Origin of the sequence: Epilithonimonas hungarica (genome assembly GCF_900102265.1) — a bacterium.
Classification (GTDB): domain Bacteria; phylum Bacteroidota; class Bacteroidia; order Flavobacteriales; family Weeksellaceae; genus Epilithonimonas; species Epilithonimonas hungarica.
This window is the reverse complement of record NZ_FNBH01000001.1, coordinates 1,377,623-1,401,548: the sequence shown is the minus strand read 5'-3', so window position 1 is coordinate 1,401,548 and position 23,926 is coordinate 1,377,623. Positions and strand designations below refer to the sequence as shown.

Genomic DNA, 23,926 nt, shown 5'->3' with positions numbered 1-23,926 from the left:
ATTTTTATGATAATACAACCTTTGACGTCTTCGGAAGAAGAAATAATGAAACTCGTTTGGGAAAAAGAAGCGATCTATTTCCGGGAACTGATGGATATTTTTCCAGAACCAAAACCTCATCAAAATACAGTTTCTACATTTCTAAAAATATTGGTGGAAAAGAATTATCTTAAAACCGAAAAACAAGGAAGGATCTACCTTTACAAACCTGCCGTTGGGTTTATGGAATACCGAAAATTTGTGTTAAAAAGATTCCTGGACAATTATTTCCACAATTCCGGAAGCGAGCTATTAAAAGTCTTGATGGACGAAAAACTTGTTAGACCAAATGACTTCAGTCAGTTTTTTGAGGTAAAAACAACGGTTGTTCCTTTGCAGGCAGATCCTGAAAAAGAAAACCCGATCCAAGATTTCATCAAAGAGATCACATCCGGCAAAAAATCGAAAAAGAAAGACAAAGACAAAAAGAAGAAAAAGAAAAAGTCATAAAAAAAGCAACTCAAATTGAGTTGCTTTTAAATTTTATAGGTAAGCTGATTACCAACGGCTTCCACCGCCACGGTTTCCACCACCGTTTCCGTAATTTCCACCACCTCTATTTCCACCGCCGTAACCTCCGCCACGGTTGTTATCGAAAGAACGTCTTGGTTTTTCTTCTTTTGGTCTTGCTTCTGTTACGTTTAGAGCTTTCCCATTGAATTCTTTTTGGTTAAGCGCTTCGATAGCCTGTTGTCCTTCAGCGTCTCCCATTTCTACGAAACCAAATCCCTTTGATCTCCCAGTTTCTCTGTCAGTAATGATCTTAAGAGAAGAAACTTCTCCAAAACCTTCGAATAATTCTTGCAATTGATCTTCTCTAGTTGCGTAATTGATGTTTGAAACAAAAATGTTCATTTTAAAAAAAAAATTAAGTTATAAAAACGTTGTTTTAAAATTATAGATAAGGAAAAACAACAAAAAATGAAGATTATTGATTTCAAATATAATTTGGTGCAAGGTACAATTATTTTTGAATAATCGGTATTTTAATTTTAAAATTATTAAAATATTAATCTACCTCTTTTCCCATGACCGCTTCTAAGATCTTGAACCAATCCATTGTTTCCAAACCAATCATTGAAGACGCATTCAACTTCCGGATAGTTTCTGCTTTGGAAGTTCCGATAACGGGGATGATCTTTGATGGATGTTTTAATATAAATGCCAATAAGATCTGGTTCTCCTCTACATTATATTTCTGACAAAGATCATCGATTATGGATTTGATTCTGATATTCTGCTCCGATCGTTCAGAGAAATAAGTTCCCATTACTGACCAAGCTGTTGGCCGAAGACCCTTCATCATCAGCTGATCCAAAACACCATTATCAAAAGATGAAATCTCGTTCACAGAAACTTCGATCTGATTTGTGATCAATGGAAAATATTGGTCGATCAGATCAAACTGAGAGACAGAAAAATTACTCACTCCGAAGTTTCTTACTTTTCCATTGTCCTTTAAAACTTGGAATGTATTGGCAATTTCTTCTGGATCCATCAATGGCGAAGGACGATGTAACAACAAAACATCAAGATAATCGGTTTTAAGGTTTTGTAGGCTTTCATCAACACAATTCAGAATATGACCCGAGTTATAATTGTAATATTTGAGAGCAGAAGGCTTTTTATCAGAATTCATTATGATCCCACATTTGGAAATGAACTGGACTTTTTCCCTGTCAATATTCATTTCTTTCCACGCATCTCCGAAAAGTTCTTCGGTTGTATGACCTCCGTAGATGTCGGCGTGGTCAAAGGTAGTGATATCTTCTTCTAGACAAACCTCTATCAATTCCTGTACTTGCTTTGGGGAATGATTGGCTCCCCAGATTCCCCAGCGCATTGTTCCTGCTATGATTTCTGAAAACATAATTAAAAATTTTAACAAATATATTATGTTAAAAATAAAAATACATTAATACATTTGATAATAGAAAAATTATATGCTTATGAAAAAAATGACACTTTTTTTTGTGGCTTGCAGCGCTTTTCTGAACGCTCAATTCACAAGTCCGGGAAACGGAACCAGTTATACATTAACGAGTTTATCCGCAGCTGCGCCTTCAGTTTTAGTCAAAAATGGCACAGATTACAATTTGACAGCTGACCTTACACTTTCTGCAACGGACAAACTTCTTATCGATGAAAATACAACATTGAAAATTAATTCCGGAGTTGCTATTTTTGTTTATGGGGAATACAAAACCTCAGCTTCCAATTTTACAATCACCGCAAGTGATATCACTGCACCATACAGAGGAATCCGTTTTGAGGAAGGCTCTGTTGCAGAAATGAAAAACACCAGAGTCGAATATGGTGGCGGCGTTCGCGTACTTGCTGCAACGGGATTCTTGATGGACAATTGTATTCTTTACAGAAATAATAATTCTCTTAGCGGTAGTACCGGTAGCCTTGCAAGCAGTGCTGCTTTGGCATTATTCCAAGGAACGGGACACGTTGTAAAAAATTCCCAATTTTTAGAAAACTCTAGAGCAGGAATCAATTCTGGCGCATCAGGAAGTGTTTCTATAGACATCATTAACAATTATTTCTATGGAAATAACACTGACAATGGAAATTATCCTCAAATCAATATGGGACCTGGAGGCACAGATTCTACAAGAGTCATCAACAATACTATCATAGGAAACAGAGCAATATTAAGAGCTGGAGGAGTTTCGGTTTCCGGGTTACTGGGCGGAACAAACAGATTCCGAATAGAGGGAAACACAATAAGAGATAACCGTTATGGAATTACGAATCAAGGTGCTGGAACTTCTGGAATTATCCGAAATAATATCATCGAAAATAATAATGTGGAAAACAATCCTAATTTAGGTGGAAGTGGAATCTCTCTAACAGGAACTCAAAAAGTCATCGTAAGAGACAATCAAATCCGTGGAAATCTTTGGGGAATCACAGTTTTGAGTAACGCCATCATAGACCTTGGAACAGATGGAGACCACGGAAATAACGTCTTCAAAAACAATGGAAACAACGGAGGCACAACTGCTTTTTTCAACAACACACCTAATACTGTGAATGCTGTCGGAAACTGCTGGAGAGAAGACGAGCTTTCCAATGACACAATGGTTCAATCTGTTATCGGAAGCCTGAATCCAAATACGGTTAATTTCAAACCTTACAACTGTGCTGAAACATTAGCTGTGTCTGATGTTGCCAGATCAAAATTAAGCGTTTATCCTAACCCAAGCAAAAACCATTTCTTCCTGGAAACTGAAAACAATGGAAATATCGTGATCCAAGACCTTAGTGGAAAAGTTGTTTTCTCTTCTATTGTAAACAAAGGGAAAAACGAGATCAATACCAATTTACAATCAGGCGTTTATATCATCACACAACAATCTGAAGGTAAAAAATCAAATACAAAGTTGATTATTAAATAATTAATTTAAAATAAAACCTTAGAAAGCATCACAAATCGTGGTGCTTTTTTTATGAATAGATTTTGCTTAATTTTGAATTTATGAAAATCTCTATCAAAAATATGGTTTGTAATCGTTGCATTTTGGCGGTCGAATCGATATTTGATGAATTGAAAATTGAGGTTGATCAAATTTCATTGGGCGAAGTTGAAACGAAAGACGAGATTTCTAATAAAGAACTAGAAATGCTGAATTTGAAACTCAAATCAACGGGATTTGAAATCCTGGAAGATTCCTCAAAAAAGCAAATCGGAAAAATCAAAACCTTGATGATCCAGAAAATTTCCGAAGAAGATCTGGGCGATGATTTTATTTTATCAGAATTTCTGAGTTCGGAATTACACCGAGATTACAGTTCTATTTCCAAACTTTTTTCTCAAAACGAAAATGTAACTTTAGAACAATATTTCATTCTCCAAAAGATTGAAAAAGTAAAAGAATTGTTGCTTTACAAAGAATTTAATCTAACTGAGATTTCTCAGAAGTTAGGTTACAAAAGTGTTCAGCATCTTTCCAATCAGTTCAAGAAAATCACAGGCTTCTCTCCTACTCAGTTTCTGAATTCTAAGGAGAAAAAAAGGATTGCTTTGGATAAGGTTTAATTAATAGATTCAATTAAGATGCAATCCAAAGTCAAAAACCTCCGCGAAGCCAAAAACCTAACTCAAACAGAGCTAGCGGAGAAATCCGGACTTTCGCTAAGAACCATTCAAAGAATTGAATCCGGACAAAATCTCAAAGGTTTTACTTTGAAAGCCATTGCGAAGGCTTTGGAAACCGAACCCGAAAATCTGTTGTCAAAGCAAGAAAACAGCATTCAAATCGACAGAGCAAAACTCATCAATCTTTCTGCTTTATCCGGATTGATCATTCCGTTTGGTGGAATTATTTTTCCAGCGATTTTGACCTATAAAACTAAAGATTCCACTAACCGAGAATTGGGAAAAAGTATTATTTGTGTTCAGATTATTTTGGCATTTTTTGTTTCAGTTTCTTTGATATTAAGTCCGTTCATTCAGCATTGGTTTTCTATCAAATTTCCATTGTTTTTAGTTCCGTTGATTGCATTTATCATCATCAAACTTTGGATTGTCATCAAAAACGGCATCAGTCTCAACCAAAACAATACGCTTTCTATAAAACTGAAAAACAACTTCTTATAACCTAAGTCATAAAACTGACGTAAAATTGTCATATCATTTTCACAGCAATTTCGATTTCAAAAACCGAATCTTGCAGAAAAATTTGACAATGAAACTTTTTAAGAAATTAGCGTTAGGATTTTTAGCTATTTCGGTTTTAATATTGGTTGGCGGATATATTTATTTCGACCAAAAATTTACGCCGGAAGACAATTATTTAACTGTAAAAAACGAAAGCGGAAACATTCCGATTACTTGGCTCGGAAATGATAAAAACGTTTTGCTTCTTCCGATTCATTTTTCTGGAAATCACGAGACTTATTATCTTCAATTTGACACAGGTTCGCCTTACACGGTATTTTATTCCAATTCGATAAAAAACATTAGAGAGATCTCAATTAATAATGAAAAGGCAAAAGCATCTTTCTTTGTTGGAAATATGGAAATCTCATCGAATCAATTCAAGATTTTTAAAACTAAAAAAAGTGACGAAAAAGATTCAATCCAAATCATCGGAACGATTGGTGCAGATATCCTGGAAAATCGAAAAACAATGATTAATTTTAAAGAAAACAAAGTCGTTTTCAATCTGAATCAAGTTCTAAAAGAGTTCAGAAATCAACTTTTTGATTTTAAATTCAAGAAAAGAAAAATCATTATCTCAGGAATTTTGAAAGATGAAGAAAGAAAATTCCTCTACGATTCCGGAACCAGCGCTTACGAATTTTTGACCTACAAAGAAGAATGGCAAAAACTGAAATCGCCCAATTCAAAAATCGATATCGAAAAAGAACAGTCCTGGAATGATGTTCTGACGACTTATACAGCCGATTGTAATGAGAAAATCCAATTCAAAAACCAATCTGTTCCGTTAAAACAAGTGACTTATGTGGAAGGTTTTTCCAATGTGCAGTTTTCTATGATGAAATTCTCCGGAATGACAGGAATGCTGGGAAATAAAATCTTCTTGAATAATCGCATTTTCATTGATTGTATTGATAATAAAATTGGAATTATAGATTGAGCAAATTGATAATTATATAGAGAAGTTCAGTTAAAAGATACCTACTTTTGCACAGCAATTTTATTGATTCTAAACGAAACAACGACTTGAACAATCTTAAACATTATCTGGCCGCTATTTTAGCATTTTCTCTTTGGGGCACATTCAGTTTGGTACTGAAACCTTTACATAATTATGCATCTTCTGACATCCTATTTTACAGGGTTTTCAGTTGTGCGTTGATTATGTCACTCGTCTCTCTAGTTTTCAAAAGGAAAAAATTAAAGCAGAATCTGAATTATTTCAAATCCATATCAAAAAAAAGCAAAAGAAATATCATCATTCTGAATATTGGAAGCAGTATTCTATTGACAGCCAATTGGTTTTCATTTATCTATGTGATGAATCACGTGAGTGTTCGGGCGACATCGGTTGCTTATCTCGTTTGCCCGATTATTACGACAATATTAGCTTATTTTATCCTGAAAGATCAATTGACCAAACTCCAATGGCTATCGGTATTTCTCAGTTTAGTGGGATGTATTTTGCTTTCTTACACCAATATTCTGGATATGTTTTACAGCAGTTTGATCGGCTTCACTTATGCCGCTTATCTGATTTGCCAAAGCCAGAATAAACAATTCGATAAGTTTCTGATCCTGAATTTTCACATCGTCATCTCAGCTTTGATTTTGCTACCATTTTTCCAAGCTTATTCTGGATCGGCTCCAACAGAATTTAAGTTCTACTTCTTTGTAGAAATTATTGCCATAATGTACACCATTATCCCATTATTACTAAATTTGTTTGCTTTGACAGGAATCGCTTCTTCAAAAGTCGGGATGATTCTGAACATCAATCCCATTATTGCTTTCATTTTGGCCAGTACAGTTTACAATGAGCCATTGAATCCTATCCAAATCTGTGCTTATTCATTGATATTTATTGCTGTGGTTGTTTTCAATGCGAAGGAGATTTTCAGATGGAAAACAAAAGACACATAATTAACCTCAAGCCCTATTTAGATTCATTAAAAATAAACTTTGTAACAAAAGCTTTTTTAACTATTTTTACATTATAATAAATAATTAAAAATGAGAAAACTAATACTCGGAGGAATTTTAACTTTAGGAGGAATTTTAACAGTCAATGCGCAATGCAAAACCGTTTCTGCAATCACAGAAAATTTTGATTCATGGAAAGACATAGACAAATGCTGGACGGTTCAAAAAGGAAAGGCCATGCTCTATGCAAGTGAGAAAAAAGTGATCTTCTACTCGATGACAGACCCAAAGGAGGATATGTATCTTATTACGCCGAAAGTAAAGGCTGGAAATTATACTTTAAGCCTTGACATTACAGATAACGGCGGAGAAACGTCATTGGAGATTTTCTCAGTTGGCAAAACATCGGATCCAAAATCGTACATTTCAATCACCAAACCGATAAACATTGCGAAAGATAAAAAAGTAATCAGCCTTAGTTTGAAAAAAGATAGTCATATCGGTTTGAAAGTCCTATTGAACAGTGTTCATCAAGCAGTTTATGTGGATAATCTTTCTTTGAAACCGAGAAAATAATTAATATTAATTATTTAAAAAAAGCAACCCTTCAGAAATTTCTGAAGGGTTTTATTTTCAAAATCACTATTAAATGATGTAATAAAGATCCATTGTCGTTTGTCTGATTATTGAAACTTAATCTACGTAAAACTTAACTCTCAATGGACAAAACAATATTTTTCTTCTTGATGCTAATCAACACGGCAATTTTTGGTCAAAACAAAAATAATCAGGGTACCTCCATCTATTCCACAATGGATAAAAACGCAAATTCTTTATTTGAAAAGTCCAAAGCGTATTCTGTGTCCATCGGCATCATAAAAGATGGTGAAATCTACACAAAACATTACGGCGAAATCGATAAAGGAAAAGGCAATAAGGCCAACGACAATACTTTTTTCGAAATCGCATCTGTGACGAAAGTGATGACTGGCTATCTGCTTGCTCAAGCTGTTTTGGATAAAAAAGCGAATGTGCATGATGACATCAGAAAATATCTGAAAGGCGATTATCCCAATTTGCAATACAATGGAAAACCTGTTACCATCAAAGATTTGATTTCCTATAAATCTGCCATACCAAGTGTTTTTCCTGATGACAGAGAGATTATGAAAACATTTGATGACAATACGACATTCAAACTCGTAGAAATCAATAAAAATTATTCAAAAAACGATTTCTTGCGTGACCTGAAGACCATAAAACTGGACACACTTCCCGGAACAAAATACCTTTACAGCAACCCAAGTCTGGAGATTGCAGGTTTGATGCTCGAAAACATTTACGAAGAACCTGTTGAAAAATTGTTGAAGAAAAATCTGTGGTCAAAATTGAATATGAATCACACGAAATTTACTTTAGATGCCAATGAAAAGTTAGGCAATGGCTATAATAGCAATCACGTTTTGATGCCTCATTATGTAAGTCAATTATGGGGTTCCTCAGGTATGCGAACCAAATCGACATTGGGAGACTTGATGAAATTTTTAAAGTTCGAATTAGACAGTCAAAACAAGACAGTTCAGGAATCACAACGAAACATTACAAACAGCAATGAAGATTGGTATGGCTATTTTTGGGACCGAATTTACGTTTCAGAATTCGGTAAATATGCTTTCAAACACGGCGGAGCTTATGGCAATCAGGTGATGTTCTCCGTGCTTCCCGAGCAGAATTTAGGAATTATTGTAATGGTCAACATCAGCGCACCGGAAACTGGCGAGATTCTCAGCAACGCCACATTTGACATTGCCAATGACTTATTGATTCATAAACAAAAGGAAATTTACGGTTACCGACTTGAAGAAAACAAAGTTATTTTCACTTACACACACGATAAAAAACTGGACAGCAGTCTGGTAAAAAGCGTTGCAGTTGCGGGCACATTTAACGATTGGAATGCGGAAAACAAATCATTTCAAATGACCAGAAAAGATGATCAAACTTTTGAGTTGGCCATTCCAAAATCACAATTTGAGAAAGGCAAAGAATATCAGTTCAAACTGGTCATCAACAAAACCAGATGGATTTCGGCACCAAATTTTGCTAAGAATGCTGATAAATCTCCAGATAAAAATCTAAGATTGAAGATTGAATGATTTTTATAACAAATTTTAAATTTCAAAACTAACATATAATATCTTTCCATTTATTTATAACTGATTGGCATCTATTTTTCAGAAATTTGTAATATCAATTCAAGAAAAATGGAAAACCACAATCATCATAGTCACGACAATCTACATCCCAATCAAAGGATTTCACCAAGTTCCGTCTATTATTGCCCGATGGAATGCGAAGGGGAAAAACTCTATTTCAAGCAAGGCAGATGCCCGGTTTGTAATATGTTCCTCGTTCCGATAGAAGAGCGCGAAGACCATAAAAACCAACCACAAACCTATTCCAAAACCAATCTACCTGAAAGTTTCAAAGATAAAATCGGAGACTATTTTTGTCCGATGTTCTGTGAAGGTGACAAAACTTACAAGTCAGATTCAGGTTGTCCGGTTTGTCATATGCATCTGGAAAAGATAACGAAGGAATTAGTTCAAAATTCTAAGTTTAATTTTCAAAGTTCAAAACCCGAAACTCAAAACTTTGAACTCGAAACTGAAAAGAACCAAGGTAAATACTATTGTCCAATGTTTTGTGAAGGCGATAAAGTTTATGATTCCAACGTGGGCTGTCCGGTTTGCGGAATGGACCTGGTCAAAATCCCGGAAAAGAAAGCTGTTGAATATACCTGTCCAATGCATCCCGAGATTGTACAAGATGAACCCGGAAATTGCCCGATCTGTGGAATGGACCTCGTTCCAAAACCTTCAAAAAATAATGACCACGAGGATGAAACTTACAAACTGTTAAAGAGAAAATTCTGGACAGCCATAGGATTTTCTGTTCCTGTTTTTGTTTTATCGATGGGCGGAATGTTCATCAATTGGCCATTCTCACATCAGGTTCAGGGGATTTTAGAATTGACCTTAACTTTACCTGTTCTTTTTTATGCTGGTTGGTTTGTAATGAAACGAGGCTGGATTTCCTTCAAAACCTGGAATCTCAATATGTTTTCTTTGATTGCTTTGGGCGTTGCAGCAGCCTTTATTTTTAGTTTGGTTGCCTTATTCTTCCCAAATATTCTTCCACACGAACTGGCTCACGGCGGAAACGTCCCACTTTATTTCGAATCTGTTTGTGTGATTCTGACTTTGGTGATAATGGGACAGATGATGGAAGCCAGAGCGCATATGAAAACAGGAAAAGCCATCGAAGCATTAATGAATCTTTCACCGGATACAGCCAATCTGATCATTGATGGAAACGAAAAAAAAGTATCGTTGGCAGAAGTTAAAATCAATGATATATTAAGAGTGAAACCTGGTGAAAAAATCCCTGTTGACGGAAAAATTATCGAAGGTAATTCCAACGTTGATGAATCGATGATCACTGGTGAGCCAATTCCTGTAGAGAAAAAATCCAATGACAAAGTCACTTCCGGAACCATCAACGGAAATGGAAGTTTTCTGATGAAAGCTGAAAAAGTCGGCGATGAAACCTTGCTTTCCCAAATCATCAAAATGGTTAACGAAGCCAGCCGAAGTAAAGCGCCAATCCAGAAATTAGCAGATAAAATCTCGAAGATATTTGTTCCGACTGTTATTGGAATTGCTGTTCTAACATTCGTTTTATGGTATATTTTCGGAGGAGAGAACAAGTTGATCTACGCGTTTGTAAATGCTGTCGCAGTTCTGATAGTTGCTTGTCCGTGTGCTCTTGGTCTTGCAACACCAATGAGTTTGATGGTCGGAATCGGAAAAGGTGCACAGAATGGAATTTTGATCAAAAATGCAGAAGCGCTGGAAGAGATGCACAAAATCAATGTTCTGATTACGGATAAAACTGGAACTTTGACAGAAGGAAAACCAAGTCTTGACAACATCGAAACATTTGAAAATGCTGATAAAAATGAAATTTTAAAATTAGCCGGCTCATTAAATCAGAATTCAGAACATCCTTTATCGAATGCTGTTTTAGACAAATTTAAAACTGAAAATTTACAATTCTACAAAGTTCAGAGCTTTGAAAATATTTCAGGAAAAGGGGTTAAGGGAACAATCAATAATGAAGAAATATTACTTGGAAATGAAGCTTTATTAAAACATTTCAATATCGAAATTCCCGAATCGTTGAAGCAAAAAGTCATTGCAAAACAAGAAGAGGCCAAAACGATTTCTTATCTCGCAAAAGCTGGAAAAGTTCTCGGATATTTAAGTTTCTCCGACAAAATAAAATCAACCTCAAAACAAGCCATCGATTATCTCAATTCCCAAAACATCGAAGTCATAATGATGACCGGCGACAACGAACATACGGCGAAAGCAGTCGCGACAGAATTGGGAATCAAACATTACAAAGCCAATTGTCTCCCGGAAGATAAAATGAATGAAATCAAAAAGCTGCAGACCGAAGGCAAGATCGTTGCAATGACAGGCGACGGAATCAATGACGCGCCAGCTCTGGCCCAATCCAACATCGGGATTGCAATGGGAACAGGAACCGATGCTGCAATAGAAAGTGCCGAAACCACATTGTTGAAAGGTGATATTCTCGGAGTCGCAAAAGCAAAAATATTGAGTGAAAAACTTTTGAAAAACATCAAGGAAAATCTATTTTTTGCTTTTATTTATAACGTTCTGGGAATTCCATTAGCAGCTGGTCTGCTCTACCCTTTCTTCGGAATTCTATTAAGTCCGATGATTGCTGCGGCAGCGATGAGCTTCAGTTCTGTTTCTGTGATCTTGAATTCTTTGAGATTGAATAAAGTGAAGTTGGAGATCTAGTTTAAACCATAAAAGACACAAAAAAAATTTTAATTTGTCATTCCGAAGGAATCTCGACAAGGCAGTTTAGATTCCTTCGGAATGACAGAATTATGTTGATAAATAAATATCTTTTGTAACTTTTGTAGTTTCATAAAAAACGGCATCGGGAAACTCCCGATGCCATTTCAAAACAAATATAAAAACCTTAAAAAAATAGTCTGATCAAAAAGAAACGGTCAGCTTACTGAACACATATCTTCCGTTCTGCCCAAATTGAGACGTTGATCTCGAGTAGATGAACTGGTCATTGTTCGTAGAAGCCGTCACGTTCTTTGTTGGATAGATATCGAACAAGTTATTCGTCCCAATGGTCAAATTAAAATTCTTGTTGATATCGTAACCGATTGACAAATCTGTAATGATTTTATCAGAAATAAGCTGATGCTCATTTAAAAGAGCCACACCGTCGCCATTCAAATCCACACTATCTGCTCCATAAACTTTTCCATAATAGGTATTTCTCAAATAAATATTGAAATCATTCCATTTCACATTATTCGATAAACTTGCTTTCACTTTTGGAACTGAATCCTCTAAATAAACTCTTGATTTCTCACCAAAATAGGTATTTTCCAAACTAGCATTTTTCAACAGGTCAGAAGCGTGGATATCTCCAACTTTTTTGGTTCTGTTGAAGTTGACAGCAAAATCATTATTCAACTTGATACTTCCAGTTCTATAATTATGACTGATAACAACATCTAAACCTTTCGTCTCTGTATCGATAGAATTGGCAAAAAATTGTGCGGCATTTACATTAGCTGCATCCAAAGCATCTCTTACAGGTCCAAGATTTGGATTATTTTGAATCTGTAAATCTGTAGGCCTTGCAAATTGGTCAGTCAAAGCAATTCTGTCATCTATTCTGATGAAATAAGCATCTGCAGTAATATTCAGATTCAAAGATGGAATCTTATAGGTAAAACCTGTACTTACGGATTTTGATGTCTCTTGTTTCAGTTTATTGATTCCAAAACCTTTAGCAATGTCAGAATCATTACTGAAAGTACCTACTTCCACCAGTGTTGGTCCGTTACTTCCTGGAAGCGATGTGAACAATGTGGATGTCGTATTATAATAGATCTGATGAATCGATGGTGCTCTGAAACCTGTGGAACCGGCAAAACGGAAGTTAAAATCGTCTGTCAGTTTGATCCTTGAAGCCAATTTATAATTGAAAGTTGAACCAAAATCCGAATAATCCTCATATCTAATTGCCGCATCTACCAATAACCAGTTGGTAAAATTGAATTCCAAATCGGCATAGGCCGCATAAGCATTCCTGTTTTTATTGGTTCTGTTAGCTTCTCTGAAACCTGCAAAAACCTGTGAACTCCCGGCCAATGCAGCTCCAAAAAAATCGGTAGGCTTGTCTGAGCTTAAAGTTGTTGGTGTCTGTGGATTGCCATAGATGTCATAAGCAGTATAAGATGCCTCTTCTCCCGGATTGATCTTGAAATTCTCGTGGCGTTGTTCCGCTCCGAAAGCGACATTCAGTCCTTCGAAAACATCAAATTCTTTGCTGAAATCTAAATTAATTGTGTTCTGCAAAAACTGTAATCCACCGGCTTTGAAAGAGTCCGGAGAGTTGAATCTCAAACTTGTATTCCCTGTATTCTCAATCGTATAATCAAAACTGTTTTGTCCGAAAGTGTTACTGAGATCTACATTCCAGCCGTCCCATTTTCCTTTGATTCCTGCAGACAATGAAACATCCTGAATCTTAGTATGGATCTCTGGCAAATAGCCATCAATATACAAACCTGTGAATGTTCTAGCCTGTGTTGGTCTTCTATAAAACCCTCCGGATGCACCATCTCTGATAGAATAACCTCCGAAAGTATAAACTTTCCAATCGTCACTAATTGGAACTTCTATATTCGCAAATAACTGGTGATTATTCAATTTTGATTGCCCAACTTGTTGATTGAAATCTTTTCTCGTTTGACCTCTGTAAGCCAATTCCTGATTTGTAATATTGTTTAGCTGGGTTGTAGTGTAATTAGTTGGATTAAGTAATGCTTGCAATGTGCTGATAGAATTTGCATTTTGAATACTTGAACTAAGCAGATCGGAACTGCCTGGTGCATTAATCGAATTAAAATAACCCACACCTTGAGCATATTGATGAATCAGATTTACAAAATCTTGTTCACCAGCTGTTCCTTTCAGATTATTGATATTATTGAAATAAGAAGAAAGATTCACGCCACTCTCAGCCGCTCTCTTCTCAATGGCATTATAAGCATTATATATTGGAGCACTTTCAGTTCCCGCTCTTCTTGTAGGGTCACGGAACTGAGAAGACCAAGTAATATTATAGAAACCTCCTTTTTGTCCGATCTTATTTCCGTAATTCAGATCCACTTGGAATTGTTGCCCATCATAATTACCGGTATGGTCATTGGCTGCTGAAGTCAAATAACCTCCATAATTGAACTGCCCGGTTAATTTTCCAGTATCTCTTTTCAATTGAAGATTCATTACACCAGCAATGGCATCAGAACCATATTGAGCAGAAGCACCGTCTCTCAAAACCTCAATTCTGCTTAAAGCAAAAGCTGGAATGGCGTTCAAATCCGTTCCGACAGTTCCTCTTCCAGGCGCACCGTTCACATTGACAAGCGCCGAAGTATGTCTCCTTTTTCCATTGATCAAGACCAAAGTCTGGTCTGGTCCCAATCCCCTCAACTGCGCTGGGTCAAGATGGTCGGAACCGTCAGCATTTGTTTGAATAGTTGAAGTAAAAGATGGTGCGATCGTATTTAGGATTTGATTGATATTGGTCTGTGGCAGAGACTGCTGAATATCTTTCAAATTAAAAACATCCACAGGAACCGGACTATCTGCTTTGGAACGTCCGCCACTTCTGGAACCTACCAAAACCACTTCTTCAATCTGTTTGCCGGAAGTTGTGTCTTTAACAGGTTTTGTTTCCTGAGCCTGAGTTAAATAAATTCCCGAAAAGAAGATCACAGCCGTAGATAGAACAGCCCTTTTTCCGGAATTAAACATCGATTTTTGAATCATATTTTTAAATTTTACGTTTTATATAAAAAAAGAAACTTCTCCCAGACAAGTCTGAAAGAAGTTATATTGAAACGGCATCGCAACCGCACTTAAACATTTTCAACTTATCTTTCCTTTTTTCAAAGGCTGAATGTAACACCTTACCAAATCGGCAGGTTGTTAAGACTTCAACAGGTCAGTTCCCTCGGTCTTTCTTAATAAGTATGACAGCAATTCATTATCACAGTGCAAAACTATCATAAGATTTTTTTCTCTGCAAATTTAATTCATACTAATTTGATATGATAAATATCATATTAGTTTTAATTTATTGATTCAACACTGATTGGCACAAGATTTAATTATCAATTAGGATGAAAAACTCCAAAATAAAATATCATACCGGCTGTTCCGGATTCTATAATACAGACTGGAAAGGTTCACTCTATCCGGAAAATTCTCAGAACAAGGATTTCCTGAAACTATATTCTCAAACTTTCGACACAGTTGAAATCAACAGTACATTTTACAGAAAGCCAACAGCAAAAACACTTCAGAGATGGAAAGATGAAACGCCAGATGACTTCAGATTCTTTATCAAAATTCCAAAAACGGTTTCCCATTCCGGTTATTCTGAAAATAAAAATGAAGAACTATCTGATTTCTGTGATTACATCAATGAAAATATCGGGAACAAATTGGCCGGGTTTCTGATTCAGTTTCCGGCTTCCTTTCGTTGTACGGAAGATAATATCAAATGGCTGATCGAAACATTGTCTGATAAGTTTCTAATTGCGGTTGAGTTTCGGCACATTTCCTGGTGGAGTGAGGAAGTTTTCGACTTATTCAAAAAACATCAATGGATTTTTTGTGGCGTCAGTTTTCCTGGAAAAATTCCGGAGGATGTGATTCTTTCCAATTCCAAAATCGGATATTATCGTCTGCACGGAAAACCGATTCTTTATAAATCACTTTATTCAGAAGAGTTTCTGGATAATCTCACAAAAGAAATAAAAGCTACAAACCAGGAATTCTATATCTACTTCAATAATACCTGGGGAACTTCTGCAATCGAAAATTCATTATATTTAAAGAAAATTATGGAATAAATTGAAAAAGTTAGTGGTGTTATCAGGCGCAGGAGTTTCTGCAGAAAGTGGAATTAAAACATTCCGTGATTCTAACGGGCTTTGGGAAAATCATCGCATTGAAGATGTTGCTTCGCCGGAAGGTTTTGCAAGAAATCCACAATTGGTTTTGGACTTTTACAACGCCAGAAGAAAACAGCTGAAAGAAGTTGAACCTAATACGGCGCACAAGTTGCTTGCAGAATTGGAGGATTTTTTCGATGTCCATATCATTACACAAAACGTAGATGACTTGCACGAGCGAGGTGGCTCTTCAAAGATCATTCATCTTCACGGTGAACTTAAAAAGGCAAGGCCTGTTGATAATGAAAACGAAATCCTTGACTGGGAAGAAGACATCAAAATTGGTGACTTTCATTCTGACGGTTCACAGCTTCGTCCACATATTGTTTGGTTTGGAGAAATGGTTCCAGAGATGGGTAATGCGATTGAGATCGCTTCTCAGGCGGATCTATTTTTGGTCATCGGAACAAGTATGCAGGTTTATCCGGCCGCTTCCGTTATTAGATATGTTCCAAGTCACTGTGAAGTTTTTGTTATCGACCCTGATCTTGAAAATCCCAATTCTTTTACCAAAAACGAGAATTACATTAAATCCTCGGCAACGGAAGGAATGAAACAATTGAAAGAGATTTTAATTAAAAAATATAAATAATGCAGGTAGAAATCAGAAAATTAAGTATTGACGATTATGATGAACTGGCAGAGGCTATGCAAAAAGCTTATCCGGAGATTGATGATAATGTCTGGAGCAAACGGAATATCCAAAAACTGACCTCCATTTTTGCAGAAGGACAAATCTGTATTTTGGTGGACGGAAAATTGGCTGCTGCAGCTTTATCAATAATCGTTCAGTACGAATTGTTCGGTGACCAGCATACCTATAATGAAATCACGGGAAACGAGTCTTTCAACACACATAGCAATAACGGGAACGTTCTTTACGGAATCGAGGTTTTTGTTGATCCGGAATTCCGGACTTTAAGATTAGGAAGAAGACTTTATGATGCGAGAAAAGAGCTTTGTGAAATCCTTAATCTAAAATCAATAATCGTTGGCGGAAGAATCCCGAATTATCATCTTTACAGTAAAGAATTATCACCAAGACAATACATCAACAAAGTTAGGAATAAGGAAATCTATGACCCTGTTTTGAGCTTTCAAATCGGAAATAATTTCTCTCCTGTAAAAATCCTGAAAGGTTATCTGAAAGGCGACACAGAATCTGAGGAATATGCAGTTCTTCTCCAATGGAACAATATCTATTACACAGCGAAGAAAAACACGATGCAGGACAGTGTGATTCGTCTCGGATTGATCCAGTGGCAGATGCGTTCTTTGAAAGATATCGAGGATTTTTACAAGCAGGTTGAGTTTTTCGTAGATGCTGTTGCGGGTTACCAGTCAGATTTTTGTTTGTTTCCGGAGTTGTTCAATACACCTTTACTTGCGCCTTTCAATCATTTGAATGAACGGGAATCTATGGAAAAACTCTCGGAACTGACAGAAGAAATCAAAGAAAAAATATCCGAATTCGCTGTCAGTTACAATGTTAATATCATCTCCGGAAGTATGCCGATCTTGGAAGACGGAAAACTTTATAATGTGAGTTATCTGCTTCACAGAGACGGAAAAATCGATGAATACAGAAAAGTCCATATCACCCCAAATGAACGAAAATATTATGGAATGACCGGCGGAAACGAAATCAAAGTGTTCGATACAGATTGCGGAAAAATAGGGGTCATTATCTGTTATGATGTTGAGTTTCCGGAATTGCCAAGATTATTGGCTGACCAGGGAATGAAAATCCTCTTCGTTCCTTATCTTACAGATACCCAGAATGCTTATATGCGTGTCCGTCATTGTGCTGCAGCACGAGCAATTGAGAACGAATGTTACGTTGCCATTGCAGGTTGCGTTGGTAATTTGCCCGGCGTCAACAATATGGATATCCAGTTCGGACAGGCAGCGGTTTTCACACCTTCAGACTTTGCCTTTCCTTCTAATGCGATAAAAGGTGAAGCTACACCGAATACAGAAATGACCCTGATTGTGGACGTTGACCTCAATCTCTTAAAAGAACTACATTACAATGGTTCCGTAAAAACACTGACAGACAGGAGACAAGATCTGTATGATGTGATTCTGAGAAACCAGAGTTAAATTTATTTGTGAAGCTATTTAACATCATTCAGATTTAATCATCTAATTTTGTAAAAAATATATTTAATGAAAAAAAATTATTTAATTGTTGTCGGATTATTATTTTCAATTTCCACTCAAGCACAAATTTTCGATGTATTAAAATCTGTTGTTAAAGACAAAACAGGCGTTGACCTTAATCAGAACAAAACAACCAATTCAACCAATACAGGCACAACTGCAACTTCTACAACCAATTCCAACATCGATCTTGGAAGCTTAACTTCCTCTCAGATCTCATCAGGATTGAAAGAAGCTCTTAATCTCGGAGTAAAAGAGGGCGTACAAAAACTTGGAGTAAAAGATGGTTTCTTAAAAAATGAAGCTGTGAAAATCCTGATGCCTGAAAAATTGAGGAAAATTGAAACAACTCTTCGAGGTTTAGGAATGGGAAGTTTGGCTGACCAAGGTGTAAAATTACTGAACAGAGCTGCTGAAGATGCCGTAACAGAAGCTACTCCTATTTTTGCCAATGCCATTACATCCATGACAATTACGGATGCTAAAAATATTCTATTGGGAAATAACACCGCTGCAACCAATTATTTACAAACCAAGACTCAGAGTCAGCTTTTCACGGCCTTTCAGCCAAAAGTTCAGGCTTCTCTCGGTAAAGTTGGTGCTGATACGGTTTGGAAAAACATCATTTCAAAATACAATACTTTTACAGGACAGGCTGTAACCACAGATTTGAATGAATATGTAACCACGGAAACCATCAACGGTGTTTTCAAAATGGTGGCGGAAAAAGAAACGGGAATCAGAAATAATTCTGCGCTTAGGACCACTTCGCTTTTGGAGAAAGTTTTTGGAGCGGTGAAGAAGTAATTCTAATCGTATGAAAAAGTTATTTTTAGTTTTAAGTGTTTCCGCTTCAGGTCTTCTGTCATCGCAAGAACCTTATTGTTCACATTCCTTGACTTTCAGCGATGTTGCCAGTAATCGATATGAATATAAAATATTATTTATTAGTGAATTTACTTTAGAAAAAAAAGCTATAGAGCAATTAACTAAAATTTTACAGCAAAATTGGAATAAAAAAAGTGTGCAACAGTATAATTTTGCAATTACAACAATTCAAAAATCCAACAATGGAAATGAAGTTTTATTAGCAAAAAATGGAAGCATTTGCTGGCCTCACAGTGATGAGAAAATAGAATTACTAATTGCCCGGAAATCTAAAGAGAATTCTGGAATTGAAATAATGTCTTTAATTTTTCCACAGAGAGTTGGAATTACAAATATTTTCTCTCAAAACTTTAAACCCGGAAATCAAGAAACCGAGATATTTTATCAGCAAGATTTGCCCGAAAAAGATGATTGGAAATTAGAAGGTCATCATACCACTGTTTTAGTGAAATAGGTATGATATATTTTTTTAGAATTTCATCTCCGGAATCTCACCTTCAATAATCAATTCAGCTTCTGTTGCTTTCACAATATCTTCTACAGAGATTCCTGGCGCTCTTTCCAGAAGTTTGAAACCATTATCCGTAATTTCCATAACCGCTAATTCAGTGACTACTTTTTTAACACAATTTACACCTGTTAAAGGCAACGTACATTGTTTTAGAATTTTGGATTCGCCAGCTTTGTTGACATGCATCATAGCGACGATTATATTTTCAGCCGATGCCACCAAATCCATTGCGCCGCCCATTCCTTTCACCATTTTCCCCGGAATTTTCCAATTGGCAATATCGCCGTTCTCAGAAACTTCCATTGCTCCCAAAATTGTCAAATCCACTTTTTGACTTCTAATCATCCCAAAACTGAAAGCCGAGTCAAAAAAAGAACCGCCGGGAAGAATCGTTATGGTTTGCTTTCCTGCGTTGATAAGGTCTGCATCTTCTTCACCTTCGAAAGGAAAAGGCCCCATTCCCAAAACGCCGTTTTCACTCTGGAATTCCACCGAAATATCCTCTGGAACATAATTGGCAACCAAAGTCGGAATCCCAATCCCAAGGTTGACATACATCCCGTCTTTCACTTCTTTTGATATGCGTTGTGCGATTTGTTCTTTTGTCAGCATAGTAAAAACTTATACCGCAATATATCAATATTTCACGTTATAGAAAAATGCTTTTTTCGTTACAGTAAATATTAATAAAACAATCAGATTTATATCAGTAAATTTGCGATTCTAATTATGAAGACATTATTACATTACCTCAAACCACATAAATGGCTGCTTATCACATCATTGGTTTTAGCGGCTATCAATCAGGTTTTTTCTTTGTTTGCACCTGCAATTACAGGAAATATCCTGGACCAATTGGTAACACACCCCCACTTTTTCGATAAAGAAAAATCTATCCCCAGAAACCTGAATCAATTCCTTTACGGAACCGATATCTATCACGGTGCATTTTATTTTTTAGGCTTGCTGATTGGAACCGCGATGGTCAGCAGAATTGCAAAAGCGTTCCAAGATTACGCTGTGAATGTCATTACTCAAAAATTCGGAGCTAACATTTTTACTGATGGTTTACAGCATTCTATGGCATTGCCTTATCAGGAATTCGAAGACCAGAGAAGTGGCGAAACGTTGTCGATTTTGACCAAAGTAAGAGAAGATTCGGTAAAATTCATTACGAATTTCATCAATGTCTTTTTCGGAATTTTAGTGAGCATTATTTTCGTTTCAGTTTATGCGATCAGACTGCATTGGTCGATAATGCCGGTTTATATCGTCGGGATTTTTCTGATAGCATTTGTGACGAATCTTTTAAGTAAAAGAATCAAAAATATTCAGAAAACAATTGTTGTAGAAACTACAAGTTTGGCTGGAAGTACAACCGAAAGTTTAAGAAATATCGAAATTGTAAAAAGTCTAGGTTTGACCAAACAGGAAATCAAACGACTGAACAACAACACTTACAAAATTCTCGGACTGGAACTGAAGAAGGTAAAAAGTATCCGTTCATTAAGTTTTATTCAGGGAACAATGGTCAATTTTCTTCAACAATTGATTACCTTGACGCTTTTATATTTGATTTTCAAAGATGTTGTAACGCCGGGACAATATCTGTCATTGATGTTTTACGGATTCTTCATTTTCGGTCCAATGCAGGAAATCGGGAATATTATTATTTCTTACCGTGAGGCCGAAGCTTCATTAAGAAACTTCGATAATCTGATGAAAAAGCCTGTGGAAGAAAAACCACACACACCAAAACAAATCGGTTCAATCAATGAGCTGGAGTTCAAGCACGTTTCTTTCAAGCATCAGTCTGCTCAATACAAAGCTTTGAATAATATTTCCTTTGATGTTAAAAATGGAGAAACTATAGCATTTGTGGGCCCGAGTGGTTCCGGAAAAAGTACATTGGTAAAATTACTTGTTGGATTGTATCGACCTCAGGAAGGGAATATTTTCTACAATCAAATCAATGGAAAAGAATTTGACTTTGATGAATTACGAAATCAAATTGGCTTTGTGACTCAGGATACACAGCTTTTTGCAGGAACTATCAGAGAAAACCTTCTTTTCGTGAATCCAAACGCCAGCGAAGAAGACATCGAACTTGCATTGAAAAAATCCAGCACTAAAACTTTACTTGAACGCGCAGAAAAAGGAATTGAAACCGTAATCGGTGAAGGTGGATTGAAGTTAAGCGGTGGCGAGAAGCAAAGAATCGCCATTGCAAGGGCTCTACTCAGAAAACCAAACTTGTTAATTTTTGATGAAGCAACTTCTGCTTTGGACAGTATCACGGAAGAAGAAATCACATCCACCATCAAAGATATTTCTGAACAAAAAGAACAAATTACCGTTCTCATCGCCCACAGATTAAGCACTATTATGCACGCCGACAGAATTTACGTTTTGGAACGCGGACAAGTTATAGAAACCGGCTCCCACGAAAACCTGATTGCAGAAAAAGGTTTGTATTATGCAATGTGGAGACAGCAGATTGGGGAGAGGAAGGTTTAAAGTCTATCAATATTCTAATTATAAAGTATATATATTTGATATTATCCTAAATAAATTTTTAAAATGATTGAATGGAATAATTTTTTTGGCGCAATCTTGATTGATAGAGATTATGAAAATTCAAAAAAATATATAGAGGAAGAGCTTATTATGCACAATTTTTATTATTTCCATCCAGCAATATTTTCAACTGGAGTTAAAGAAATTCCTTTCTATTATGATTATATGCTATTTACATTTGGAAGAACAGCTAAATATTTCGCTTGCGACAATAGAGAGCTTAATAATTTCATTGTAGAATTTGAAGAAATTTTAAATAATTTAGACTTTCTTAATGCTCAAGTAAGAATAGATACTGATTATGCCAATTATGATTTATTTTGGGTAAATAAAAACAAATTAAATGCTACTGAAAAGACTGAAATCATTAATCAATTCGAAGAGTATAAAGTAAAATATTTTGAGAGTGAAAATTTTTATTTTGGTATAGGCGAAATTGACCTCCATACGAGTTGGGTTGAAACATATAATGAGGAAAAAATACAGGAATTTGAAAGTTGGTATCCTAATTTCAAATATCCTTTTTAAAAATCTTTACCGCTAGGTAGAATATAAAATTAGTTCTTCTTCCTCACAGTCCTCTGCTCTATCCTCTTCTCATAATTCTCTCCTTGGAAAATCCTTTGAACCATAATTCCAGGAATATGGATTTCGTTCGGGTCCAATTGTCCAGGCTCTACCAATTCTTCCACTTCTGCAATTGTAATTTTTCCTGCTCCAGCCATTGGAAAATTAAAATTCCGAGCCGAACCTTTGAAAATCAAGTTTCCTGCGTGGTCGCCTTTCCAGGCTTTTACGATTGAGAATTCGGCGTTGTAAGCGTGTTCTAAAATGTGGGGTTTTCCGTTGAAATCTTTAACTTCTTTGCCTTCCGCAACTTCGGTTCCGAATCCTGCTGGTGTATAAAATGCAGGAATCCCAGCTTGTGCTGCTCTGCATTTTTCTGCCAATGTTCCTTGTGGCGTCAATTCCACTTCCAATTCTCCGGATAACATCTGACGTTCGAATTCTGCGTTTTCTCCAACGTAGGACGAAATCATTTTCTTGATTTGCTTTTTCTGTAACAATAGTCCCAAACCGAAATCATCAACGCCGGCGTTGTTGGAAATGCAGGTCAGGTTGTTTACATTTTTCTTCACCAATTCCGAAATACAATTCTCAGGAATCCCGCAAAGGCCAAATCCGCCAAGCATTATCGTCATTCCGTTTTCTATATCTTTTACCGCTTCTTCTGCGTTTTTAACTCGTTTATCAATCATAAAATTGAGTTTTTCTTTTATTCAATTTGTTGGTTTATAAATATAGAAAAATCCCTTTATTAGACGAAAGAAAATAGAGAAAAGATGAAAGACTTTTAATTCTCAGATTTTGCAACCACAAAAGTATCAAAAGAAATAGTTCGATAACAGTATATATCATTTGATTAAAAAAAATTTCAACTCCGCTCAGCCTGACAATTTTAAAAGCCTTCGAGAATCTTATGTACTAGATTAGAATGTCACACTGAGCGGAGTCGAAGTGTTTTGAGATAAAAAAAGCCGTACACCAAAGATGTACGACTTTTTCCTAACAATTTTAAACTTTTAAGCTTTTATCGGTTATCAATTGTAACGCTAACTGGCATTACATAAGATGATGCTACCATTTTTTGGCTCAGTTTGTCCATATCTACTTTGTAAAGCAGATGTGACAAAACATTTTCGATTTCTTTGCTCACGTTTTTGCAGTCTCCGATGGCGCGAACATTGGTGATTTTCCCATCCTGAGAAAGACTGAATCTAACATTGGAATTTACAATTCCTTCCTTGTAATCCTGATTGGTAAAATCAAAATTATCCTTCAACAATTTTCTCAGTTCCCCGAAACCATCGCCGGAATTAAGGAAAACTTCCTGTATATTATTGTCTGTCGATTGAGCTTTTACTAAGTTTAGCGTTCCTAAAAATCCAAATAAAAATATTGATAACGCTAGCATTTTCTTGTTCATAATCAATTG

22 protein-coding genes and 1 riboswitch are annotated in these 23,926 nt (G+C 36.1%); of the genes, 16 read left to right on the top strand and 6 right to left on the bottom strand.

The window, feature by feature from the left end:
• Window positions 1-6 precede the first annotated feature (6 nt).
• Window positions 7-489 carry a BlaI/MecI/CopY family transcriptional regulator gene (locus BLT30_RS06460; protein WP_089872485.1) on the top strand — a complete coding sequence of 161 codons (483 nt, stop codon included), beginning with the start codon at window positions 7-9 and terminating at the stop codon, window positions 487-489.
• Between the two features lie 48 nt (window positions 490-537).
• Here the strand turns inward: BLT30_RS06460 and BLT30_RS06455 are convergent, their stop codons facing one another.
• Both BLT30_RS06455 and BLT30_RS06450 read right to left on the bottom strand, forming a co-directional pair.
• A complete protein-coding gene (locus tag BLT30_RS06455; protein WP_027382555.1) occupies window positions 538-894 on the bottom strand; it encodes an RNA recognition motif domain-containing protein in 357 nt (118 codons plus the stop codon).
• Between the two features lie 154 nt (window positions 895-1,048).
• Window positions 1,049-1,909 (bottom strand): aldo/keto reductase, encoded by an 861-nt coding sequence (locus tag BLT30_RS06450; protein WP_245707126.1) that lies wholly within the window; start codon window positions 1,907-1,909, stop codon window positions 1,049-1,051.
• 88 nt (window positions 1,910-1,997) lie between these two features.
• Here BLT30_RS06450 and BLT30_RS06445 point away from each other — a divergent pair, with 88 nt between their 5' ends.
• From BLT30_RS06445 to BLT30_RS06410, 8 genes are all read left to right on the top strand, one after another.
• Window positions 1,998-3,446, top strand: a complete 1,449-nt coding sequence (locus tag BLT30_RS06445; RefSeq protein WP_175487135.1) for a T9SS type A sorting domain-containing protein — start codon at window positions 1,998-2,000, stop codon at window positions 3,444-3,446.
• An 80-nt stretch (window positions 3,447-3,526) separates the two neighbouring features.
• Window positions 3,527-4,087 (top strand): helix-turn-helix domain-containing protein, encoded by a 561-nt coding sequence (locus tag BLT30_RS06440; RefSeq protein ID WP_089872480.1) that lies wholly within the window; start codon window positions 3,527-3,529, stop codon window positions 4,085-4,087.
• 18 nt (window positions 4,088-4,105) lie between these two features.
• Window positions 4,106-4,648, top strand: a complete 543-nt coding sequence (locus tag BLT30_RS06435) for a helix-turn-helix domain-containing protein (protein ID WP_089872478.1) — start codon at window positions 4,106-4,108, stop codon at window positions 4,646-4,648.
• Window positions 4,649-4,736: 88 nt separating this feature from the next.
• The gene (locus tag BLT30_RS06430) at window positions 4,737-5,651 is read left to right on the top strand and encodes a hypothetical protein (RefSeq protein WP_089872941.1); all 915 of its coding nucleotides are present in this window, start codon (window positions 4,737-4,739) and stop codon (window positions 5,649-5,651) included.
• 47 nt (window positions 5,652-5,698) lie between these two features.
• Entirely contained in the window at window positions 5,699-6,634 is a 936-nt protein-coding gene (locus BLT30_RS06425; protein WP_245707125.1) for an EamA family transporter, read from the top strand.
• 90 nt (window positions 6,635-6,724) lie between these two features.
• Window positions 6,725-7,210 carry a hypothetical protein gene (locus tag BLT30_RS06420; protein ID WP_089872474.1) on the top strand — a complete coding sequence of 162 codons (486 nt, stop codon included), beginning with the start codon at window positions 6,725-6,727 and terminating at the stop codon, window positions 7,208-7,210.
• Window positions 7,211-7,353: 143 nt separating this feature from the next.
• Entirely contained in the window at window positions 7,354-8,790 is a 1,437-nt protein-coding gene (locus tag BLT30_RS06415) for a serine hydrolase (protein ID WP_089872472.1), read from the top strand.
• Window positions 8,791-8,898: 108 nt separating this feature from the next.
• The gene (locus BLT30_RS06410; RefSeq protein WP_089872469.1) at window positions 8,899-11,529 is read left to right on the top strand and encodes a copper-transporting P-type ATPase; all 2,631 of its coding nucleotides are present in this window, start codon (window positions 8,899-8,901) and stop codon (window positions 11,527-11,529) included.
• Window positions 11,530-11,733: 204 nt separating this feature from the next.
• Here the strand turns inward: BLT30_RS06410 and BLT30_RS06405 are convergent, their stop codons facing one another.
• Window positions 11,734-14,601, bottom strand: a complete 2,868-nt coding sequence (locus tag BLT30_RS06405; protein ID WP_089872467.1) for a TonB-dependent receptor plug domain-containing protein — start codon at window positions 14,599-14,601, stop codon at window positions 11,734-11,736.
• A 101-nt stretch (window positions 14,602-14,702) separates the two neighbouring features.
• Window positions 14,703-14,805: riboswitch (SAM riboswitch) on the bottom strand.
• A gap of 149 nt (window positions 14,806-14,954) precedes the next feature.
• Between BLT30_RS06405 and BLT30_RS06400 the strand changes: the two genes are divergently transcribed.
• From BLT30_RS06400 to BLT30_RS06380, 5 genes are all read left to right on the top strand, one after another.
• Entirely contained in the window at window positions 14,955-15,689 is a 735-nt protein-coding gene (locus BLT30_RS06400) for a DUF72 domain-containing protein (RefSeq protein WP_089872465.1), read from the top strand.
• A gap of 1 nt (window position 15,690) precedes the next feature.
• Window positions 15,691-16,383 (top strand): SIR2 family NAD-dependent protein deacylase, encoded by a 693-nt coding sequence (locus BLT30_RS06395; RefSeq protein ID WP_089872464.1) that lies wholly within the window; start codon window positions 15,691-15,693, stop codon window positions 16,381-16,383.
• Window positions 16,383-17,894: a carbon-nitrogen hydrolase family protein gene (locus BLT30_RS06390; RefSeq protein WP_089872462.1), complete on the top strand. Its 1,512-nt coding sequence runs from the start codon at window positions 16,383-16,385 to the stop codon at window positions 17,892-17,894. Before BLT30_RS06395 ends, BLT30_RS06390 begins: the two co-directional genes overlap by 1 nt.
• Window positions 17,895-17,960: 66 nt before the next feature.
• Window positions 17,961-18,761: a DUF4197 domain-containing protein gene (locus BLT30_RS06385; RefSeq protein ID WP_089872460.1), complete on the top strand. Its 801-nt coding sequence runs from the start codon at window positions 17,961-17,963 to the stop codon at window positions 18,759-18,761.
• A 10-nt stretch (window positions 18,762-18,771) separates the two neighbouring features.
• Window positions 18,772-19,296 (top strand): hypothetical protein, encoded by a 525-nt coding sequence (locus tag BLT30_RS06380; protein WP_089872457.1) that lies wholly within the window; start codon window positions 18,772-18,774, stop codon window positions 19,294-19,296.
• A 15-nt stretch (window positions 19,297-19,311) separates the two neighbouring features.
• On the opposite strand, the gene BLT30_RS06375 is transcribed toward BLT30_RS06380, so the two are convergent.
• Window positions 19,312-19,965, bottom strand: coding sequence for a CoA transferase subunit B (locus tag BLT30_RS06375; protein WP_089872455.1), 654 nt, complete (start codon window positions 19,963-19,965; stop codon window positions 19,312-19,314).
• A gap of 117 nt (window positions 19,966-20,082) precedes the next feature.
• Here BLT30_RS06375 and BLT30_RS06370 point away from each other — a divergent pair, with 117 nt between their 5' ends.
• The gene (locus tag BLT30_RS06370; RefSeq protein ID WP_089872453.1) at window positions 20,083-21,870 is read left to right on the top strand and encodes an ABC transporter ATP-binding protein; all 1,788 of its coding nucleotides are present in this window, start codon (window positions 20,083-20,085) and stop codon (window positions 21,868-21,870) included.
• A 63-nt stretch (window positions 21,871-21,933) separates the two neighbouring features.
• Window positions 21,934-22,458, top strand: coding sequence for a hypothetical protein (locus tag BLT30_RS06365; protein WP_089872451.1), 525 nt, complete (start codon window positions 21,934-21,936; stop codon window positions 22,456-22,458).
• A 29-nt stretch (window positions 22,459-22,487) separates the two neighbouring features.
• On the opposite strand, the gene BLT30_RS06360 is transcribed toward BLT30_RS06365, so the two are convergent.
• Both BLT30_RS06360 and BLT30_RS06355 read right to left on the bottom strand, forming a co-directional pair.
• Complete coding sequence (locus BLT30_RS06360; protein ID WP_089872449.1) at window positions 22,488-23,189, bottom strand: CoA transferase subunit A; 702 nt, start codon at window positions 23,187-23,189, stop codon at window positions 22,488-22,490.
• A gap of 332 nt (window positions 23,190-23,521) precedes the next feature.
• Window positions 23,522-23,917: a hypothetical protein gene (locus BLT30_RS06355; RefSeq protein ID WP_245707124.1), complete on the bottom strand. Its 396-nt coding sequence runs from the start codon at window positions 23,915-23,917 to the stop codon at window positions 23,522-23,524.
• Between the last annotated feature and the right edge of the window lie 9 nt (window positions 23,918-23,926).

Excerpts from the sequence above, each read along its gene's own strand:
- BLT30_RS06460 (WP_089872485.1), top strand. The coding sequence starts at position 7 with ATGATAATACAACCTTTGACGTCTTCGGAAGAAGAAATAATGAAACTC.
- BLT30_RS06455 (WP_027382555.1), bottom strand. The coding sequence starts at position 894 with ATGAACATTTTTGTTTCAAACATCAATTACGCAACTAGAGAAGATCAA.
- BLT30_RS06450 (WP_245707126.1), bottom strand. The coding sequence starts at position 1,909 with ATGTTTTCAGAAATCATAGCAGGAACAATGCGCTGGGGAATCTGGGGA.
- BLT30_RS06445 (WP_175487135.1), top strand. The coding sequence starts at position 1,998 with ATGACACTTTTTTTTGTGGCTTGCAGCGCTTTTCTGAACGCTCAATTC.
- BLT30_RS06440 (WP_089872480.1), top strand. The coding sequence starts at position 3,527 with ATGAAAATCTCTATCAAAAATATGGTTTGTAATCGTTGCATTTTGGCG.
- BLT30_RS06435 (WP_089872478.1), top strand. The coding sequence starts at position 4,106 with ATGCAATCCAAAGTCAAAAACCTCCGCGAAGCCAAAAACCTAACTCAA.
- BLT30_RS06430 (WP_089872941.1), top strand. The coding sequence starts at position 4,737 with ATGAAACTTTTTAAGAAATTAGCGTTAGGATTTTTAGCTATTTCGGTT.
- BLT30_RS06420 (WP_089872474.1), top strand. The coding sequence starts at position 6,725 with ATGAGAAAACTAATACTCGGAGGAATTTTAACTTTAGGAGGAATTTTA.
- BLT30_RS06415 (WP_089872472.1), top strand. The coding sequence starts at position 7,354 with ATGGACAAAACAATATTTTTCTTCTTGATGCTAATCAACACGGCAATT.
- BLT30_RS06410 (WP_089872469.1), top strand. The coding sequence starts at position 8,899 with ATGGAAAACCACAATCATCATAGTCACGACAATCTACATCCCAATCAA.
- BLT30_RS06405 (WP_089872467.1), bottom strand. The coding sequence starts at position 14,601 with ATGATTCAAAAATCGATGTTTAATTCCGGAAAAAGGGCTGTTCTATCT.
- BLT30_RS06400 (WP_089872465.1), top strand. The coding sequence starts at position 14,955 with ATGAAAAACTCCAAAATAAAATATCATACCGGCTGTTCCGGATTCTAT.
- BLT30_RS06390 (WP_089872462.1), top strand. The coding sequence starts at position 16,383 with ATGCAGGTAGAAATCAGAAAATTAAGTATTGACGATTATGATGAACTG.
- BLT30_RS06385 (WP_089872460.1), top strand. The coding sequence starts at position 17,961 with ATGAAAAAAAATTATTTAATTGTTGTCGGATTATTATTTTCAATTTCC.
- BLT30_RS06380 (WP_089872457.1), top strand. The coding sequence starts at position 18,772 with ATGAAAAAGTTATTTTTAGTTTTAAGTGTTTCCGCTTCAGGTCTTCTG.
- BLT30_RS06375 (WP_089872455.1), bottom strand. The coding sequence starts at position 19,965 with ATGCTGACAAAAGAACAAATCGCACAACGCATATCAAAAGAAGTGAAA.
- BLT30_RS06370 (WP_089872453.1), top strand. The coding sequence starts at position 20,083 with ATGAAGACATTATTACATTACCTCAAACCACATAAATGGCTGCTTATC.
- BLT30_RS06365 (WP_089872451.1), top strand. The coding sequence starts at position 21,934 with ATGATTGAATGGAATAATTTTTTTGGCGCAATCTTGATTGATAGAGAT.
- BLT30_RS06360 (WP_089872449.1), bottom strand. The coding sequence starts at position 23,189 with ATGATTGATAAACGAGTTAAAAACGCAGAAGAAGCGGTAAAAGATATA.
- BLT30_RS06355 (WP_245707124.1), bottom strand. The coding sequence starts at position 23,917 with ATGAACAAGAAAATGCTAGCGTTATCAATATTTTTATTTGGATTTTTA.